Origin of the sequence: Mesorhizobium sp. LSJC285A00, assembly GCF_000503155.1 — a bacterium.
Classification (GTDB): Bacteria; Pseudomonadota; Alphaproteobacteria; order Rhizobiales; family Rhizobiaceae; genus Mesorhizobium.
In genome coordinates this window covers 76,440-95,351 of record NZ_AYVK01000006.1, presented here as the reverse complement: position 1 = coordinate 95,351, position 18,912 = coordinate 76,440, and the positions used below count along the sequence as shown (strand labels likewise).

The 18,912-nt window shown below is 64.4% G+C and carries 14 protein-coding genes; 4 read left to right on the top strand and 10 right to left on the bottom strand.

The genetic code is table 11. The features are described from left to right. Positions 1 to 5: 5 nt before the first annotated feature. Genes X726_RS160740 through X726_RS160755 form a run of 4 tightly spaced genes read right to left on the bottom strand, consistent with a single transcriptional unit; the run spans position 6 to position 6,002 of the window. On the bottom strand, positions 6 to 1,340 hold the full coding sequence (locus X726_RS160740) for a SidA/IucD/PvdA family monooxygenase (RefSeq protein WP_023668667.1): 1,335 nt from the start codon (positions 1,338 to 1,340) through the stop codon (positions 6 to 8). Beyond that, complete coding sequence (locus tag X726_RS160745) at positions 1,337 to 3,157, bottom strand: IucA/IucC family siderophore biosynthesis protein (protein WP_050588508.1); 1,821 nt, start codon at positions 3,155 to 3,157, stop codon at positions 1,337 to 1,339. Before X726_RS160745 ends, X726_RS160740 begins: the two co-directional genes overlap by 4 nt. Further along, on the bottom strand, positions 3,154 to 4,218 hold the full coding sequence (locus tag X726_RS160750; protein ID WP_023668665.1) for a GNAT family N-acetyltransferase: 1,065 nt from the start codon (positions 4,216 to 4,218) through the stop codon (positions 3,154 to 3,156). Before X726_RS160750 ends, X726_RS160745 begins: the two co-directional genes overlap by 4 nt. After that, on the bottom strand, positions 4,215 to 6,002 hold the full coding sequence (locus X726_RS160755) for an IucA/IucC family protein (RefSeq protein WP_031214726.1): 1,788 nt from the start codon (positions 6,000 to 6,002) through the stop codon (positions 4,215 to 4,217). The genes X726_RS160750 and X726_RS160755 overlap by 4 nt, the downstream gene beginning before the upstream one ends. Before the next feature lie 119 nt (positions 6,003 to 6,121). On the opposite strand from X726_RS160755, the gene X726_RS160760 reads away from it, so the two are divergent. Continuing rightward, on the top strand, positions 6,122 to 7,294 hold the full coding sequence (locus X726_RS160760; RefSeq protein ID WP_023668663.1) for an MFS transporter: 1,173 nt from the start codon (positions 6,122 to 6,124) through the stop codon (positions 7,292 to 7,294). A gap of 11 nt (positions 7,295 to 7,305) precedes the next feature. Here the strand turns inward: X726_RS160760 and X726_RS160765 are convergent, their stop codons facing one another. From X726_RS160765 to X726_RS160780, 4 genes are all read right to left on the bottom strand, one after another. Then, complete coding sequence (locus tag X726_RS160765; protein WP_023668662.1) at positions 7,306 to 8,592, bottom strand: RhtX/FptX family siderophore transporter; 1,287 nt, start codon at positions 8,590 to 8,592, stop codon at positions 7,306 to 7,308. Continuing rightward, positions 8,589 to 8,969 (bottom strand): hypothetical protein, encoded by a 381-nt coding sequence (locus X726_RS160770; protein ID WP_156940617.1) that lies wholly within the window; start codon positions 8,967 to 8,969, stop codon positions 8,589 to 8,591. Before X726_RS160770 ends, X726_RS160765 begins: the two co-directional genes overlap by 4 nt. 8 nt (positions 8,970 to 8,977) lie before the next feature. Beyond that, the gene (locus tag X726_RS160775; RefSeq protein ID WP_023668660.1) at positions 8,978 to 11,182 is read right to left on the bottom strand and encodes a TonB-dependent receptor; all 2,205 of its coding nucleotides are present in this window, start codon (positions 11,180 to 11,182) and stop codon (positions 8,978 to 8,980) included. 280 nt (positions 11,183 to 11,462) lie between these two features. Beyond that, complete coding sequence (locus tag X726_RS160780; protein WP_023668659.1) at positions 11,463 to 13,646, bottom strand: primosomal protein N'; 2,184 nt, start codon at positions 13,644 to 13,646, stop codon at positions 11,463 to 11,465. A 90-nt stretch (positions 13,647 to 13,736) separates the two neighbouring features. On the opposite strand from X726_RS160780, the gene fsa reads away from it, so the two are divergent. Further along, the gene (fsa, locus tag X726_RS160785; protein WP_023668658.1) at positions 13,737 to 14,393 is read left to right on the top strand and encodes a fructose-6-phosphate aldolase; all 657 of its coding nucleotides are present in this window, start codon (positions 13,737 to 13,739) and stop codon (positions 14,391 to 14,393) included. Positions 14,394 to 14,481: 88 nt separating this feature from the next. On the opposite strand, the gene lptE is transcribed toward fsa, so the two are convergent. Together lptE and leuS are read right to left on the bottom strand one after the other, a co-directional pair. After that, a complete protein-coding gene (lptE, locus tag X726_RS160790) occupies positions 14,482 to 15,078 on the bottom strand; it encodes an LPS assembly lipoprotein LptE (protein WP_023668657.1) in 597 nt (198 codons plus the stop codon). Then, positions 15,065 to 17,692, bottom strand: a complete 2,628-nt coding sequence (leuS, locus tag X726_RS160795) for a leucine--tRNA ligase (protein ID WP_023668656.1) — start codon at positions 17,690 to 17,692, stop codon at positions 15,065 to 15,067. The genes lptE and leuS overlap by 14 nt, the downstream gene beginning before the upstream one ends. A 148-nt stretch (positions 17,693 to 17,840) precedes the next feature. Between leuS and X726_RS160800 the strand changes: the two genes are divergently transcribed. Both X726_RS160800 and X726_RS160805 read left to right on the top strand, forming a co-directional pair. After that, entirely contained in the window at positions 17,841 to 18,503 is a 663-nt protein-coding gene (locus X726_RS160800) for a YggS family pyridoxal phosphate-dependent enzyme (RefSeq protein ID WP_023668655.1), read from the top strand. Positions 18,504 to 18,591: 88 nt separating this feature from the next. Continuing rightward, positions 18,592 to 18,846, top strand: a complete 255-nt coding sequence (locus tag X726_RS160805; protein WP_023668654.1) for a type II toxin-antitoxin system Phd/YefM family antitoxin — start codon at positions 18,592 to 18,594, stop codon at positions 18,844 to 18,846. The last annotated feature ends 66 nt before the right edge of the window (positions 18,847 to 18,912 follow it).

Below are 18,912 nucleotides of genomic sequence, written 5' to 3'. Positions count from 1 at the left end.
AAACATCACCGGGCGCCCGATTCGGTCATCCTCGCATTGGCGCCGAGATGATGCAGGCTTTGTATCGTGTGCCTTGAACTCCAGGCAACCGGCGGATCGGGCAGATCGAGATCGAACTGTGCCCGCCCGAGCAGCGAATTGACGATCTTGGCGCTGCGCCAAGCCATCAGGCTGAGCTGCGGCTCGGCTATGCCATGGCTGAGCCGGCCGGCATTGAGCGCGTAGATCCGGCGGTCGTCGGGCCCGTCCCATTCGACCTCGAAGCTGGCGTTGAGCCTGTAATGACCGCGCTCGTCCAGCGCGATCCTGTTCATGAGCGGTGCCATGCAATCAGGAATGGCAAAGGCATAGCCGGTGGCCAGAACCACCGCATCCACGGTGCGCGTCTCGATGGCGCCGTCGAAGCCGTTGCGCATGATCAGCCGGTATTCGCTGCCTTCCCGCGTCACGTTCAGCACTTCGCGGTGCGGCGTCATGTTGACCGCCGTCGTTTCCTCCGAGAGGTGCCGCAGCGTGTAAAGCTGGCGATAGATCGCCTTCAGCGTGCTCGTCGATGCGCCGTCACCGGCAAGCAGCTGCTGTTCCAGGATCGTCTCGCGCCGCCCTTGCGGCAGCCGATGGAAGTTTTCGACATAGCCCGGCGTGAAGAGTTCGTCGGTGAAAGGCGAGTCGTCCAGTGGCAGGAAATTCGGCCGCATCGAGATCCACTCGATTTCGCGGCCGGCGAAGCCGTCGGAGGAGATCAGATGCAGAAGCACTTCGGCGCCGCTCTGGCCACCGCCGATCACGGCGACACGCTGTCCGCTCAGGCGATCGAGGCGGTTGGCGGCCTGGGCGTTGTGGAAGCATTGATCGGAGGCCGCCGCCCGCGCCCAGGCGGGGATGTTAGGCACCAGCCCGACGGCAATGGCGAGATTGCGCGCGTTCACCTGCTCGCGGCCGATACGCAGCCTGAAATTCGTTCCGTCGAAGTCGATCCGGTCGACGGCGCTGGCGAAGCGCAGCGAAGACAAGTTCTCGCCGACCCATCCGAGATAGCGGGCGAATTCCGGCCGCGGGATGGCTGAGAAATCCGCGTTGAGGAATTCATAGAACCGCTTCTGCGCGACCAGATAGGACATGAACGACCATGGGCTGGTCGGATGCGTCGCGGTGACGAGATCCTTGAGGAAGGATGTCTGCAGTTCGACGCCCGGCAGCATCATGCCCGGATGCCATTCGAGCCGCGTCGCCCGATCGAAGAAGCGCGCTTCGACGCCGTCCACCGCATCGAGATGGGCGGCGAGGCTGAGATTGAACGGCCCGATGCCGATGCCTGCGAGGTCAAGCGTATGGGTCATGGCGAACTCCTTGTGGAGCTGGCTGGGCTGATGGGAGATCGCCGGGCTGACTCGGGGTTAAGCGGATTGTCGAGCGGTGTGCCAAGGTCGGGCAGAGGGCGTTCGCCGCTGTCGCCGTAGCCGATGGCGAAGCGCACCTTGTTGATGGCGATGCGTGGGATCTTCGGAGCAAACAGATCGAAGAGCGCGAACCGTTCCGACAGATCCGGGTTCTGCGCCTGGTAGCGCCGGATGGCGGCGGCCAGGATGGCGTAGAAAGTCCTCTCGTCGAAGCGGTCATAGGCGGCCAGCGCCTCGGATAGGAAGCGCAGAACGCTGACGATGTGTCCCGTTTGCAGATGCTGGAGAAGATGTGCCGGCGGCCGGCGCTTCAGCGTCGACAGGATTTTGGGGTCGAGGCCGGCCAGTTCGGGAAACGGCTGGTCGACGAGATCGAGGTCGCCCTGGAAATCCTTGACCGCCACGCCGAGAGGCGTCGCTCCGTCGAGGATGATGGTGACGTTCTGGCCATGGGCGATGAAGCCGACGCCGTAACGGCACATGAAGTGGTAGAGCGGCACGAAGGCCGTGGAGAACAGGCGATCGAGCCATGCCTCCGGACCAAGGCCGGACTGCTCCATCAGGGCGCTGGCGATCGGCCTGCCATGCGCGTCGCGCTGCGGCAGGGCGCCCATCATCATCGGCCGCTGGCCCGCTGTCAGATCCTTTTCGGGGCTTTCGCGCCATATGGCGCCCAGCATCTCGCAAAACTGATAGGGCGCGCCTTCAACGCCGGTATAGTGCGGATGCGGATAGAAGGCGCCGGCGACTTCCTGCAAGACCTTGACGTCCTTGAGCACCGGGTCCGCGGCCGCCACCGTGGCCAGCCAGCGCGACAGATCGGCGCCGATCGCCATGTATTTGCCCGGCACGCCGCGCCACGCTGAGGTGTTGAGGACGGTCAGCGGCAGCTTGACGTGCAGCGCCTCGGGCCGTGCCACATTGGCAAGCGTGCGCAGCGACTGCAAGGGCAGGAACGGATCGCCGAACTGGCCAAGCGGCACCAGCCGGCCGGCGGCGATCTCGCTACCATATTGCGAGGCGATCATCGCCTGCCACTGCCAGGGGTGGACCGGCAGCAGCCTATGCGTCGATCGCGAGATCCCGGCGGCGCTGAAAGCCGCTTCGAGCCTTGCGCGCTCGTAGTCGCCGAGTGCGGCCTGCAGCAGCGCCTCTTCGTCGAGCCCGCAGTCAAGCGCCAGCAGGCAGCGATCGCTGGCGGCGGCAAGCCAGAAGAGCTGGAATGCGGTGGCCGATTCTGGCGCGTAGCGCTCGAAGTCGTCCCGTCCCCAGCCAAGCCGTCCCTTGTTGGCAGGGGCCTTCGGATGGCCGTCGAGCAATGCCTGCAACTCGGTATCCGGCAGCGCGGCTAGATCGGCGGCCGGTCGATTGCCGCGTGCCTTGGCGATCCGCATGTCGGCCATCAGCGTGTTGTAAAGCTCCTTCGCATAGATGCAGAATGTTGCCGGCGACATGCCGAGCGTCTCGCGCGCGTCGGCGAAGAAGGCGACCGCATCGTCGACCGGCAGCTCGATGCCGGCGTCGCGAGTCAGCGTCTCCGGACGGACGGCGATCTGGCCCCACAGGCGCCGCGTCGCGGCAAAGCGATAGGTCACGCCGGGGCCGGGCGTCAGCTCCCATCGGCCGGGCGAAAGCTCGCGCGGCGACAGGCACTCCTCGAAGGTCAGTTCGGAAATGGCCTTGGCGACGGCGTCGCGGTTGATCGCGGCCCAGCGTGTCGCCTCCCCCGCTTTGGCAATCGGTTGCTGCACCGTCACAGCGGCACCTCGCGGAAGAAGCGCTCGCGTTCGCAGCAGACCAGCGCCGCGCGCTTGTGCGGGAAGTCGAACTCCTTGACCTTGTCGTAGGCGGCGCCGGCGCAATAGCTCAGCATCTTCTGGTGCGCGGCGCGTGGCTCGCCGACGACGCGCTGCGTGCGCGGCTCGTCGAGGAACAGATAGTGGGTGACGGAGCGGAACAGTGACAGCGTCTTCGGCCGGCCGAGATGGCGCATATTGCCGATCAGCCCATGCCAGCCGCGGTCCCAGTCGAGCGGCTCATAATAGGGCCCGAGCCGGTCCTCCTTGGCCCAGTAGAACTCGAAATAGCCGGTCGGCTCGCCGTCGAAGCTGGCGATGACGCCGAAAATATGCGGATCGCTTTCCTGCTCGGCGAGATATTTGTCGAGATCCTCATGGCTCTGGGCAAGTTCCCAGAAGAAGGCGACGCGGCCATCGTTCATCCAGCGATGGAAGAGGTCGAGATCGGTCCGGCGGTCGATCGGCCGCAGCGACACGGTGAGGCCGATTTCCGGAATCCAGCGTTCGTACATCGGGCCGCAGGGGCGCGGTTGGCGCAATGGCGGCAGCCGGTCTTCCGGGCCGATAGCGGTCGTCAATGCCGGATAGGTGACATGCGAGGCCTGGCTGCGCCACAGCAGCGGCAGCTGGCGCAGGACCGAGCGATGGATGACGGCGCATTCCGGTTCACCCGGAACCGTCTCGGTGGCCAGCGCCGAAACCGGCCACAGCGTCTTGGCCGCCGGCAGGAAGGCGCAGTCGAAGGAAGGATGCAGGCGCAGCACGGCGTCGACCAGACCTGCCAGGATTTGCGGTTGGTCGAGGCGGCCGCCAATGAACGCGACATCGTCGATGAGCAGGCGGCCATCCGCGTCGGAGATGCGGGCCTGTCCCACCGCTGTTCCCTCAGCGTTGACCAGGCTGACATGGCCATCTCCGGCACAAATGGCGAGCGGCTCCGCGGCCGAGGCCAGATGCTGCCATCCTTCGTTGCCGGCGACGGTGGCGGGTGACCAGTTTTTCGCAGCCTCGATGTTCATGCGTATTCTCTCACATGCAGGGGGTTCGGAAGCTCGACGTAACCTGCCAGCGGGTCGGTCACTTCGGTGTTCTCATTGATGTCGCGCAGCGCGATCAGGAAATTGCCCTTGGCGGCGAGCGTCGGCGCGTTGAGCAAATAGTCGACGCAGGACCGGTCAGCCATCGGCGTGGCGGCCAGCCGCTCGAGCGAGCGGCGGAATATCGCCAGCAGATCGTCTTCGTTGGTGAGGCCAGCGGCGGCAAGGGCTGCGACGGCGGCGAAAGCGCCATTGACGACCAGATAGTAGCCGAACAGCTTCGCGGCCGCTTCCGCTGGGAAGACATGATCGCCCGCCTGACCAGCCTCGGGCACGAATTCGCGCAGCCTGGGCAGGAATTCCTCGACATAACCGGTGCCCTGGCAGTCGCGAAAATAGAGCGCATTCGGCCAGCCGCCGGCGAGGCCGACGACGAGGTTCTGCTGATGGGCGCCGAACAGCAGGCCGAATTCCGAGAAGGCAACGATAAACGGCTCGATGGCGGCATGAAGGAAACGCTCGAACCACAAACGCGCCGTTTCCTCGACAGGTCGCTTCTCGTCGCGGGCGATGCGGCGGACCAGGTCGGACAGATGGCTTTCGGTACGGCCGGGATGGCGCTCGCAAAGCGCGCCGAGAACGGCAGCCCGCGGACTTCCCATGCCGCGAAACGGGTTTTCGCGAAACGAGACAATGGTATCCGTCATCAGCCGGCCGTCTTCGTCACGCAGGCCGAACCAGGCGGGCTCACCTAGCACCGTCATGGTCGGGCAGCGGCTCTGCAAGGCGCCGCCGAGCTTGCCCTTGACCAGCCGGTGCACCGAAAGGCCGCGCCGGCACTCATGCTCCTCGACGATGCGCCTGGAATTAGTCAGGCGCAGGCTGAGCGAGAATTTCAGCATCCACTCGGCTTCAGCTGAATGAACCGTGCGCAGCGAGGTCGTGGCCCGCCACGCTGGTCCGCCGAGCCCAACATCGACGATACGGCCGGCGCAAAACAGGCGCTCGACGCGGTCTTCCAGCATGAGCCGTACGGCCTGCCACGGATGCATCGGAACGAGAACCTTGCCCTGTTGCTTGCCAGCCCGAGCAAGCAGCTGCGGATCGCTGGCGGCAAGCCCGCGGACCATCTCGGTGACATCTAGCGGCTCGACGCTGCCCCCAGTGAGGATGGTCGGGTCGACGGCCCACCAGCGCAGTTTGAACGCATTGCAGTATTCATGCCCGAAGCGCGCGGAATCCGTGTGCGTGAACTCTTCGCGACTCATCGGCGCCGGATGCACGGCATGGCCGAAGCGCAGGGCGCTTTCGGCATCGATGAAATCAGGATCGCCTTCGGAGAAGGGCCGCGACGATCCACGCGCCGCAGTCGCCTCAGCGATTGCGGCGATGCTGGCCAGGCTGCGGCGCAGGAAGGTCAGCCGGCTTTTCGCTGTCGCCCGGCCGGCAATGTCGGGATCCGCCAGGATCAGCGCCAGAAGGCTGAAAAGGTCGATCTCGGTCGCTTCGCCGTCGGCCCCCTCGTTACTAGAATCGAGGCGCCAGAGCGGCATCGCGAAATCGTGGTAACCAACCTTCGAGCGATGCCGCGCCTCGACGAGCACCGCCGCGCGCGAGGCAGGGAAATTCAGACGCAGCACGGCCGCCTGCGGCCGAAACAGCCCGGTTTGCCTGGCGTCGACGAATTCCCAGCCATCCCATTCCCGCAGCAACGCGTTGAGTAACGGGCTTAATGCAGAGGAAGATTCAGGTTTCACTTGTTCCATGTGCATCCCCATAAATCCTAATAATACTGAATGCATTACGTTTTACATTGCCGTCTTTAAACATTTGTGTTGATTACATGTTCTAAACAAGAAATAAGCTTGGTCTTATGCGGACCAGTATGAAAAATCGATCTTCGCTTCTGCGCCGCCTGGCGATCGCGGTCTCGGCAATCGGCTTCGGCCAGTCGGCCTTCGTATCGCTCGTTCCCCTGGTGATGGAGCGGCTGAGGGTCGACACGTTTGCCATCGGCGCGGCAACTGCTGTCGGCGCGGCGGCCTTTCTGGTCGGCTCGCCGCTGTGGGGTCGCATGGGCGAGCGGCTTGGCCATGCCAGGCTGCTGCGCTTGCTCGGCCTCGCCATGCTGGCCGGCCAGGCGGTGTTCGCCATTCTGCTGATAGCCGGCACGGGAGCCGCGCTGGGCATCGCTTTGCTGATGCTTTCGCGAACCGTGTACGGTTTTGCCGCGTCCGGCGTCATGCCGACGGCGCAGGTCTGGGCCAGCCGCTCGGTTGCCGATGACAGGCGACAGGCCGCGCTGGGACTGCTTGGCGCCGGCGTCAGCATGGGGCGGCTGGCCGGCGCGCTGGCGGCAACGGCTGCCGTCCTGTCGCCGCTGCTGCCGCCCATCCTGTTCCTGTTCAGCCCGCTGTTGCTGTGGCTCGCGCGGGGCAAAGGGGAAGCCGGCGGACGGACCGACGGCAGGGCGGCCGACGTCGGCCGTGGAATATCGCCCTTCGATCGCCGCGCTCTGCCTTGCCTGGCGATGGGCTTGTGCCTGACGCTCGGCTTCGGACAGGTGCAGATGATGCTCGGCCCGATGACCCAGCAGCGTTTTGGCCTTGGTGCGACGCAGGCCACGACGTTGACCGGCCTGGCCCTGATGCTGGTCGCCGTCGTCATGGTTCTGGTCCAGGGACTGCTCATGGCGCGCCTGCGGCTGGCGGAGCGCAACAGCGTCGTCGTCGGCTGTCTCATGGTTTGCGTCGGCATGACGGCGCTGGCCGTCACGGCCAGCCATGTTGCCTCGGCAGCGTCTCTGGTGGTGGCGGCGGCCGGCATTGCCCTGGCGACACCCGGCTACACCGCCTGGCTGATGAAGCGCCTGGAGCCCGGCGAGCAGGGCGCGGCGGCCGGCTGGCTCACCAGCACCCATGTGCTCGGCCAGAGCATCGGCGCATTGGCCGGCGGCTTCGCCTTCACGCTCTGGCCCTTTGCGCCGCTGGCCGGCTGCGCGGCGCTGGCTCTGGCCGCCGCCTGTCTCGCTGCCATGGTTCGTGAGACCGGGCGTTAGGAAGACCGCGCTCATTCGGCGACCTCCGGCAATGGCGGCATCGGAGTACCCGGTTGGGCTTTTGCGGTATCGGCGAAATGGGCATTCAACATGCGATAGGTCGCCACCACGGCTATGCCCGACAGCACGGTCGCCAGGGTGAACAGCGCGGAGTAGCCGAGCATGTCGGCGAGGCGCCCGGCAAGCATGGAGCCGACGAGGTAGACGATAAGCTGGGCGCAGGACAGGATGGTGAAGTCGGTGCCCGGCTGGTCCGACGACGTCACGGCCATGAACAGGCTGTAGAGCGCCACGATCTCCATGTAGCGCACCAGCGTCTGCAGGAACGAGGCGCCGAAGATCGGCCAGAAGCCGGCGATAGCGCCGAAAGCATGCAGTGCAAAGATCAGGAAGCAGATGGTGCGCAGCGCGCCGAGCAGGCCGAGCACCGAGGCGGCGCCCCTTTTGTGCAGCAGCCATGCCGCCAGCGCCGAGCCGCCGAGCCCGACGGTGAGCGCGGCGCCGCCCGAGAGATAACCGATGACGTCGAGCGGCACGCCGGCATCGACGAGATAGGAGCCTTCCATCGACTTCACCAGCCCCTCGCTGGCGCGGTAGATGAGCGCGATCCACAGGATCTGGCGTGCCTCGGGCCGGCGCAGGAAACGCAGGATCGAGGGGCGGTCGATGGCCGCCTGCAGCGCGCTGGCGACGGGATCGGTCTCGCGCATGGCGAAGGCAGCAAACAGCGGGATGACGGACAGCGCGGCCACCATGGCCACCATGGTTTGCCAGCCGGCATGATGATAAACCAACAGGCCGAGCGTGCCGCCGAGAACGACGCCGAGCGCGACGGCGCCGCCGTGGATCGCATTGCCGATCGGCCTGTCCTTCGGGTCGAGATATTTGGCCGCGTAGCCGTCGGTGGCGATGTCCTGGGCCGACATCAACAGGCTCACGACAAGGCCGACGGCAAAGATACCGGCGACATCGGTCGGCTCGATCCAAAGCATGGCCGCGATGCCCGCGATGACGCCGATCTGGGTGATGATGACCCAGCCGGCGCGATGGGCGCGGGCCACTGGCCGAAAGCGATCGACCAGCGGCGCCCACAGGAATTTCAGCACCAGCGGCAGCATCAGCAGCGCCATCATGCCGATGGCGGTGCGCGACACGCCTTGCTCGCGCAGGATCGGCGGGATCGTCGCGGCAAACAGATAGCTCGGGATGGCCTGCGCCAGATAAAGGCAGGCGAGAACGACGAAAAGCCGCAGGCGCGAAAGCCCGGCGGGCGCCGGCCGGTCTGCGTCGCCGCTCATTTGACATAGTCCTTCGGTGCGTAACCGTTCAGGAAGGCGCCGGCCTCCGCCCGGCTGCGGGTGACGAGCACTGGAAAGCCGAACAGGCTTTGCCAGACGCGCTGCATGTTCTCGTCGGCGGCGGTGCGCACCAGTGCGCAGGCGCGACAGATCTTTTCGAGCTGCTCGCGTTCCGCCTTGTACCAGAGGTTTTGCGCCTTGCGCTGGGCGTCGCTCAGCGCGATCTCGATGCCGATATCGACCAGCAGCACGAACGGCTCTAGTTCCTGCGAAAGGCGGCCGAGCGCCTCGATATAGGCCCCGCCATCCGCCGGATCGGCGGGCGCTTCTGCCAGCAGCGAGACCAATGCACCGTTTCGTTGGAGAGACACCGCCATCGCCGCCCTCAGAATGTGATCTGGTAGGACAGAGCGACCGAACGCCCCAGCCCCGGAACGTCGGCGCCGCGCGTCGCCGATGCGGAAGGGTTGACGTAGTAGGTGTCGAACACATTGCGCACGGCAAGGTTCAGCACGCTTTCATTGGCGAACGTCTTCGATACGGCGAGATTGACCAGCGCAGCGCCGTCCAGGTCCTGGGTGGCGATGCGGTCGCGCCCTGAAAACAGCTCCAGTTCGCTGCGCAGGGTCAGCTCGTTTTCGAAACGGGTGGTGAGATAGACCAGGCCCTTGTAGGTCGATGGAATGCGGTTGTTGGGCAGATATTCGTTCGCTTCGATGTAGCCGTCGCGATCCGCGTCGTATTTGCCTTCGACATAGCCGACCGATCCGCCCAGCGTGAACATGCCGCTGAGGTCTGCCTCGAGATTGGCTTCGACGCCCCAGATACGTTCCTTCTGCTGCGATACCCGGTTGTTGACGATGTCGTAGCTGACGCCGTTGTCCGAGGTCGACAGATAGGTGCTGACGCCGCCGCGATAGTCGCCCCAATCGCCGCGCAGACCGGCTTCCCAGGTGTTCACCAGCTGGGGTTCAGGCGCGATATCGGCATAGCTGATCGCGTAATCCGGCGCGTTGGTGCACGGCAGCAGCGGCCGGATGGCGGTGCCATAGGCGTCGCAGGTTTCGGCGTTGGAGTTCAACCCGGCCCGGCGGGTGAAGCCGCCAATGTCGGTCAGGCTGTAGCCTTGCGAGAAATTGGCGAAAAGCTGCATCCTTTCGGTCAGATCGTAGACGGCGCCGGCGTTGAAGGTGACGGCGTCGTAGTCGAACGAGCCGCCGGTCACCTGGATCGCCGGCAGGCCGATAATGTTCCGGCCTAGCAGAACGGCAGCGGCAGGCCGGGTGAAGTCTTCAACGTTGAGATAAAACTGGTCGTAGCGCGCGCCGCCGCTGATGCGAAAGCGATCCGTCACCGGAACTTCGCCCTGCGCAAACAAGGCAACCGAGTTCTGGGTCGTGGGCGAGATGGCGTCCTGGCCGTTGGTCAGCTGCTGATCGGTGGCATCGAAAACGTAGTCGGCGCCCCAGGTCAGTGTGCTGCCCTGAGTGATAAAGTCCATCGGCGTGTTGACGGTCAGGTTGACGCCGCTGCGCCGCGATTGCAGCGCCGTCTGGTTGAAGTCGGCGGTCGGGTCCGTACCCGGCGGCAGGATCACCGGCCTCGTCGGGTTCGTCGGTAAATACACCTGGCTGTTGACGGCCGAGAATTTGGTAAAGGGCGACTGCTTGAAGATGTCGTTGTAGAACGCCTTGACCTCGAGGTTTCCGAGCGCGAAGTCGCTGTCGGTGTATTTGGCGGTCAGATATTTCGAATCTTCCTTCAGCGGCTTGCCTTCATAGGGATCGCCGAAATCCGGGGAGACGGGATTGGTCGTGTAATCGGTGAACCAGTCCGGCTTCTGGTTGGCATAGGTCCAGTCGACGCTGGCCTCGAAGCGCCTGGAATCGAACTGGTAGCCGGCCACGCCGAACAGATTGCCCGTGCCGGTGCGGTCGCCGCCGCCTTGGCCAAGCATGGCGTCCGAAGCCAGCTCGTTGCCGTGGCCGTCATAGGTGCGACGCGACAGATCGCCCGAGGCCGAGAAGAAATAGTCGAAATCGCCTTTCTTGCCCTCGACCGAGACACTGGTGCTTGGCCCGGCCGACTTGCCGGGGTTTTCGGTGAAGGCGGTGACGCCGGTGCGCACCGTCACCTTCGGCTTGTCGCTGTCGCCGCGCTTGGTGATGAAGTTGATCGTGCCGCCGGTGGCGCCGGCGCCATAAAGGCTGGACGCGCCATTGATGACTTCGATGCGCTCGACCGAATTCAGGTCGATCATCGACAGGATGCGTGAGACGTCCCGCAGCGGTGTGTTGCGCGGCACACCGTCGACCATGATGAGAACGCTGCGCCCGCGGAAGGTTTCCGAAGCGCCGGAAACGGTCTGGTTGCGTGGCGCGTAGCCGGGGACGATGCGGCTGATCAGGGTCGCGGCGTCGATATTTTCCTGCGCGGCTTCCTCGACCTGTTCCTGTTCCACGACCTGGACAGACTGGGCGACGCTGGAAATCGACCTTTCATTGCGGCCGGTGACCAGGATCTGGTCGAGCACGGTGGCTCCCTGCTGGTCTGTCGGGGCGGTTTCCTGGGCAAATGCCGCGCCTGCCATAATCGACGAACCCAAAGCCGATGACCAAAGAAGCGTACTGAAAAATCTGCGCATGCTGTCCCCATCCATGCCCTGGTCCCCAGCGCCAGAGCGGAAAGGCCCAGTTATAATTCATGATAAAACGAGTCAACATTTATTTTGTGGCTTTTCAAATCAGGATTAGTCAGCGAACGGATGATAGCCGGGTACATGAACGGCGCGCATTTTAGCCGGCACTAAGATGCTGAGTTTTCTTGACAAACGGCTTACGGGCGGCCGGCGGCGGCGTCAGCCTTTGTGCTTACAAGAAGCTCTGCGGATCGATGTCGACCTGCACGCGGACCGAGCCGCGCTGCTTCGGCCCTTCGGCCAGCATGGTGCGGATGAAGCCTTGGATGTCGGCGCGCTTTTCACCCTGGATCAGCAAACGGAAACGATGGCGCCCACCGAGCAGCGACAGCGGCGCCTCGGCCGGACCGAGCACGAACAGGTCGCTGGCCTGGGGTGCTGCACGGCGCAGGCCGCGCGCGTGGCCTTCGGCCTCGGCCCGCGTCACCGCACTGACGATGACGCCGGCAAGCCTGCCGAAGGGCGGCAGGGCTGCCCGTTCGCGCTCAGTGATCTCGCGTTCGTAAAAGGCCTCGGCATCGCCCGAGACGATCGCCCGCATCACCGGATGGTCCGGCTGGAAAGTCTGCAGCAGGCCGAGGCTCTTCTTGCCGGTGCGGCCGGCGCGTCCAGTCACCTGGCTGAGCAATTGGAAGGTGCGCTCAGCGGCGCGCGGATCGCCATTGGCGAGGCCGAGATCGGCATCGACGACGCCGACCAGCGTCATGTTGGGAAAGTTATGGCCCTTGGCGACCAGCTGCGTGCCGATGACGATGTCGGCCTCGCCATTGGCGATGGCCTCGAGCTCCAGCCGCAGCCGGCGCACCCCGCCCATCAAATCGGATGACAGGACGATCGTGCGCGCGTCGGGGAAATGCGCCACGACTTCTTCAGCTATCCGCTCGACGCCAGGCCCGCAGGCGACCAGATGGTCGAGCGTGCCGCATTCCGGACAAGCCTCCGGCCGCTTCTCATTGTGCCCGCAATGATGGCAGACGAGTTGGCCGCGAAAGCGGTGCTCGACCAGCCAGGCCGAACAAACCGGGCAGCCGAAGCGGTGGCCGCAGACACGGCACAGCGTCAGCGGCGCGTAGCCGCGCCGGTTGAGGAACAGCAGCGACTGTTCCTTCTTCTCCAGCGTACGTTGCATCTCACCGATCAGCAGCGGCGACAGAAACCCCCCGCGCGCCGGCGGCGCTCGGCGCATGTCGATCGATTTGAGATGCGGAAGCGCCGCCTCCGCGAAGCGGGCAGAGAGAACCGCTCTATCGTATTTACCTTGGCTCGCATTGACCCGGCTTTCGACCGACGGCGTCGCCGACGCCAGCACCACCGGGAAGCCGCTGATATGGCCGCGCACCACCGCCATGTCGCGGGCATTGTAGAAGACACGGTCCTCCTGCTTGTAGGCGGGGTCGTGTTCCTCGTCGACGACGATCAGCCCGAGCTCGCGGAACGGCAGGAACAGCGCCGAGCGTGCGCCGGCGACGACGCGCACGCCGCCTTCCGCCACCTGTCGCCAGACCTTTTCGCGCATTCGGGGCGGCAGGTCGGAATGCCATTCCGCCGGCTTGGCGCCGAAGCGCTGCTGGAAGCGTTCGAGGAAGGCATGCGTCAGCGCGATCTCCGGCAAAAGGATCAACACCTGCTTGCCCTGGTCGAGGGCTGCCGCCACCGCCTCGAAATAAACTTCCGTCTTGCCTGAACCGGTGACGCCGTCGAGCAGCGTGACGTTGAAAGCAGCGGCCGCGACATTGGCGCGCAGCATGGCGGCCGCGTCGGCCTGGTCGGACATCAGCTCCGGCACGGCGTAGGAGGGATCGGGCGCTGCGACCACCGGTCGCGGCGGGATCATCACCGTCTCGAACACGCCTTGCGCCTTAAGCCCCTCGATCACCGTCGTCGACACGCCCGCAGCATGCGCCAGGCCGGATCGCGTCCAGGCAAGCCCGCCTTCGGCCGTCTCCAGCACGCGCGTCCTGGCATCCGTCATCCGGTCGGGCATGACGAGGGTCCGCTGCAGGCCCTCGATCCACGGTTCGGGGTCAAAGGCCTCCGGCGCCCTGAGCAGCATGCGCGCCACCATACCGGGCCGCGATAGCGTGTACTGCGCCAGCCAGTCGACAAAGCGGCGCATGCCGCGGTCGATCGGCGGACAGTCGAAAACCTGCTCGATCGGCCGCAATTTCCTGGCGTCGACCTTTTCGACCACGCCGTCCCAGACAATGCCGGCAACCTGGCGCGGACCGAGCGGCACGCGCACGATCGAGCCCGGCACCACGCGCATGCCGGCGGGCACAGCGTAGGTGTAGGGCCGTTCGGCGGGCATCGGCACCAGCACCGGCGCGGCTGCGACAAAGGGCGAATCTTCGATCATCGGGCGTGACCTTGCCCCGACTTTGGTCTAGATCAAAGGGCAACCCCGAATGTGCATGACCTGCACATGGAAATCTTTCAGGAGACCCCCATGAAATTTTTTGTCGACACCGCTGACATCAAGGACATCAAGGAACTGAACGACCTGGGGCTGCTCGACGGCGTCACCACCAACCCTTCGCTGATCCTGAAATCCGGCGGCAAGATCGCTGATGTCACCAAGCAGATTTGCGACATCGTCAAGGGCCCGGTTTCGGCTGAAGTCGTAGCGAGCGAATACAAGGACATGATGGCTGAAGCCAAGGTCCTGGCCAAGATCGCCGACAATATCTGCATCAAGGTGCCGCTGACGCTCGACGGCCTGCGCGCCTGCAGGACGATCCGCACCGAAATGAACCGCATGGTCAATGTGACGCTGTGCTTCTCGGCCAACCAGGCGCTGCTCGCCGCCAAGGCCGGCGCCTCGTTCATCTCGCCCTTCGTCGGCCGCGTCGACGATACCGGCGCCGACGGCATGGAGCTGATCCAGGAAATCCGTCAGATCTACGACAATTATGATTTCGATACCGAGATCCTCGTCGCTTCGGTTCGCACCGTGAACCACGTCAAGCAGGCAGCCCTGATCGGCGCCGATGTCGTTACCGCGCCGGCGGCGACGCTGAAGGCGCTGGTCAAGCACCCGTTGACCGACAAGGGTCTGGATCAGTTCGCGGCCGACTGGGCCAAGACCGGCCAGAAGATCGGCTGAGAGCAAGGTTCGGTATCAACGAAAAAGGCCGGGAAACCGGCCTTTTTTTGCGAACTGCTAAAGTCGAGTTGGCAAAGCCAGGAAATGCTCAGGCCTTCTTGCCGTGCCTGACCAGATCCTGGGCGACGGACAGGCTCACCATTTCAGCCAGTTCACGCGCGGCGCGGTTCTCGGCGTCGAGCTGCGCCCGGTAGGAAGCGAACTCCTGCGTCGGCTTGTCGAAAGATGACGGGATCGAGCGCTTGCCGGTGGCGATCACCACCCCGGTCGTGGCATCGGTCAGCACATAGCTTGCGGTCAGCGTCACCGTGCCTGCCGTCGGCTCGTCTTCGTCGGTCTGGATCTGCACCACCGCGGCCGATTCGACCAGTTCGGTGACGCCGAGATCGAGCATGTAGACCGGCGCCGGCGGCTCGCCGGCGCCTTGACCAAAGGCAAATATCAGATTGTTGCGGACCTGCTGGGCGTAGCGGGTCTTGACCGGCTTGACCGCGACCGACGCCAGTTCCGCTGAAGCGCTGAGCGTCGAGCCGGCCGTCAACGGCGCGCTGGAATAGAGCGGCCTGACCGTACAGGCCGAAACCAGCGCCATCGAAGCGACCATGCCGTACAGCGCTGCGCGGCGCAGCAAGCGCGCCGTCTTTTCCAGATCAGGCCCCATCCTTCTGAAGTCAAACAACGACATTGACGATCCTCTGCGGCACGATGATCACCTTGCGGGGCGCCTTACCTTCCAGCGCTTTCTGCACGAAGTCGAGAGCCAGAACCGCTTTTTCGATCGCACCTTGGTCCGCGTCGCGGGCAATTGTCAAATAGCCGCGCATCTTGCCGTTGACCTGGACCGGCAGCACAACCTCGTTGTCGACGACCAGCGCCGGATCGTAGACCGGCCAAGGCCGTTCGGCGACCAGATCAGTGCCGCCCAGCGTGTGCCAGCACTCTTCGGCCAGATGCGGCATGACCGGCGCGACCACATGCACCAGGATCTCCACCGCCTCGCGGCAGGCGCCTTTGAGCGCCGCATCGGCCTTGCCCTCGGCGATGTCGTTTAGCGGCGCGGTCAAGGCATTGGCCAGTTCGTAGATGCGGGCGATGGCCCGGTTGAAGCCGAGCTTCTCGATATCCTCGCCGATAGCCTTCAGGATCTTGTGCGCGGCCTTGGAAACGGCCCCCGCCTCGCCCTCCGGCGCCGCCTGCGGCTTGGCGCCGTCAAGCGTCTCGGCGGCGATCGACACCAGGCGCCAGACACGCTGGATGAAGCGATGTGCGCCGGCGGCGCCATCGTCCGTCCATTCGACGTCGCGCTCGGGCGGCGAATCCGACAGCATGAACCAGCGTGCGGTGTCGGCGCCGTAGCCGTCGGTGATGTCTTCCGGGCTTACCGTATTCTTCTTCGACTTCGACATCTTTTCGAGTGAGCCGATCGCCGCCTCTTCGCCGGTGGCGATCTCGATGGCGCGGCGCTTGCCGCCGACATCCTCGATCCTGACCTCAGCCGGCGACAGCCAGCGGCCATTGTTCGACGCTCCGCCGACGCGGTAGGTCTCATGCACCACCATGCCTTGCGTGAACAGGCCCTTGAACGGCTCGGCCAGGTCGAGATGCCCGGTCGCGCGCATGGCGCGGGTGAAGAAGCGCGAATAGAGCAGATGGAGGATCGCGTGCTCGATGCCGCCAATATACTGGTCGACGGCCAGCCAGTCATCGGCAGCCTTCGGCTCCGTCGGCTCGTTGGCCCAGGGCGCGGTGAAGCGCGCGAAATACCAGGATGAATCGACGAACGTGTCCATCGTGTCAGTCTCGCGGCGCGCATCCTTGCCGCATTGCGGGCACTTCACATGCCGCCAGGTCGGGTGGCGGTCGAGCGGATTGCCGGGACGGTCGAACTCGATGTCGTCGGGCAGCTTGACGGGCAGGTCGGCCTTCGGCACCGGCACGACGCCGCAATCCTCGCAATGGATCATCGGGATCGGGCAGCCCCAGTAGCGCTGACGCGAAATGCCCCAGTCGCGCAAGCGGAAGTTCACCTTGCGCTCCGCCATTGGCCGCCCGCCTATGGTCTTCTGCTCCAGGAGCTTTGCCACCTCGTCGAACGCCTGCTCCGGCTTCAGGCCGTCGAGGAAACGCGAATTGATCATCACGCCGTCATCGACATAGGCCTCTTCCGTGACCTGGAAGGTCTTGGCGTCGGCATCTTCCGGCATTACCACCGGGATCACCGGCAGGCCGTATCTGTTGGCGAAATCGAGGTCGCGCTGGTCGCCCGACGGGCAGCCGAATATGGCGCCGGTGCCGTATTCCATCAAAACGAAATTCGCGACGTAGACCGGCAGGGTCCACGAGTCGTCGAACGGATGCACGACGCGGATGCCGGTGTCGAAACCTTTCTTCTCGGCCGTCTCCAGTGCGGCCACCGACGTGCCCATATGCCTGATTTCGTCGATGAACTTGGCCAGATCGAGATTGGTCTCGGCGGCCTTCCTGGCCAGCGGATGGTCGGCGGCGACCGCCATGAACGACGCGCCGAAAATGGTGTCGGGCCTGGTCGTGTAGACCTCCAGTTCCTTCGCATCGCCAACCGGAGCGGCCAGCGGCCAGCGGATCAGCAGCCCTTCCGAGCGGCCGATCCAGTTCTGCTGCATCAGCTTGACCTTTTCCGGCCACTCGCCGAGACCATTCAGCGAGTCCAGCAGGTCCTGCGCGTAGTCGGTGATCTTGAAGAACCACTGCGTCAGCTCGCGCTGTTCGACCAGCGCGCCCGAGCGCCAGCCACGGCCGTCGATGACCTGCTCGTTGGCGAGCACCGTCATGTCCTCCGGGTCCCAGTTGACCTTGGAGGATTTGCGCGTCACCAGCCCCTTTTCGACGAAGTCGAGGAACAGCATCTGCTGGCGGTGGTAATAGTCGACGTCGCAGGTGGCGAACTCACGCGCCCAGTCCAGCGACAGGCCCATCATCTTGAGCTGCTCGCGCATGGCGGCGATGTTGGCGTAGGTCCATTCCTTGGGATGGACCTTGTTCTGCATCGCCGCGTTTTCGGCCGGCATGCCGAAAGCGTCCCAGCCCATCGGGTGCAGCACGTTGAAGCCCTTGGCCCGCTTGTAGCGCGCCACCACATCGCCCATCGTGTAGTTGCGGGTGTGGCCGATATGGATCTTCCCCGAGGGATAGGGGAACATCTCCAGCACGTAGTATTTCGGCTTTGGATCGTTGTTATGCGCTTCGAACAGCTTCTTTTCGGCCCAGGCCTTCTGCCATTTGGGCTCTGAAGCGCGCGGATTGTATCGTTCGGTTGCCATCGGATGATTTTCACTTAAAAGCAGGCGCAGACCGCCGGACAAGGCCCGGTGGCCAAGGTAAATGTCGTCGCGGTGTTCACCATGGATTGCCGGACCCGTCAACTGCGGCGAGCCGGCCAAGACGATTAAAGACAGGCAGGATATGGACATGGCCAGCGCCGTCGAACAGTTTTTCGCCGTCAAGACGAGGATCGCTGCCGCCGAGCGCGAGGCCGGCCGCGACGCCGGTTCGGTGACGCTGGTTGCGGTGTCGAAGACTTTTGAGGCCGACGTCATCCGCCCGGTCATCGAGGCTGGCCAGCGCGTCTTCGGCGAAAACCGCGTGCAGGAAGCGCAAGGCAAATGGCCGGCCTTGAAAGCGGAATTCCCTAATATCGAACTGCATCTGATCGGCCCGTTGCAGTCGAACAAGGCGAGGGAAGCCGTCGCTCTCGCCGACGTCATCGAGACCGTCGACCGCGAAAAGATCGCCGCCGAACTCGCCAAGGAAATCGTGCGCCAGGGCCGCACGCCGAAACTCTACGTCCAGGTCAATACCGGCTCGGAGCCGCAGAAGGCCGGCATCGAGCCGCGCGACGCCGTCGCCTTCGTCGCCCGCTGCCGCGATGTCCATGGCCTCGCCATCGAAGGCCTGATGTGCATCCCGCCGGCCGACGAAAACCCCGGCCCGCATTTCGCCCTGCTGGAAAAGCTCGGCATGGAGGCCGGCGTGGCAAAACTGTCGATGGGCATGTCCGGCGACTTCGAGACCGCCATAGCCTTCGGCGCCACCAGCGTTCGGGTCGGGTCAGCGATTTTTGGAAGCCGGTAGCCTTCGGCTTCGTGAGACACCTGTCGTTCCCCGGCTATTCGAGCTAATGTTTCGAGCACATCCGGCGAGTTAGCGAGGACTATTCTTCTTGGACTGGCACCTCAGGGACGCGAGAAACAATCTTTCGAAGCTTGTACGACAGGCGCACGAAGAAGGGGCGCAAACCATCACCTTGCGCGGAAAGCCGGCTGCCGTCGTATTATCTCCTGATGACTATGACCAACTGATCGGCGCAAAGCCTTCGCTTGCCGAATATCTTCTCTCCGGTCCCGCGTGGGACGACGATTTCGACGAGGAGGTCAACCGCCGCTCAAAGACGATGATCCGACCCGTGGAATTCTGATAGATTTTTCGGCATGAAGATCTCGCGACGGTTGACGGGCTCTATGAGCCAACTGCGCTAGGTCGA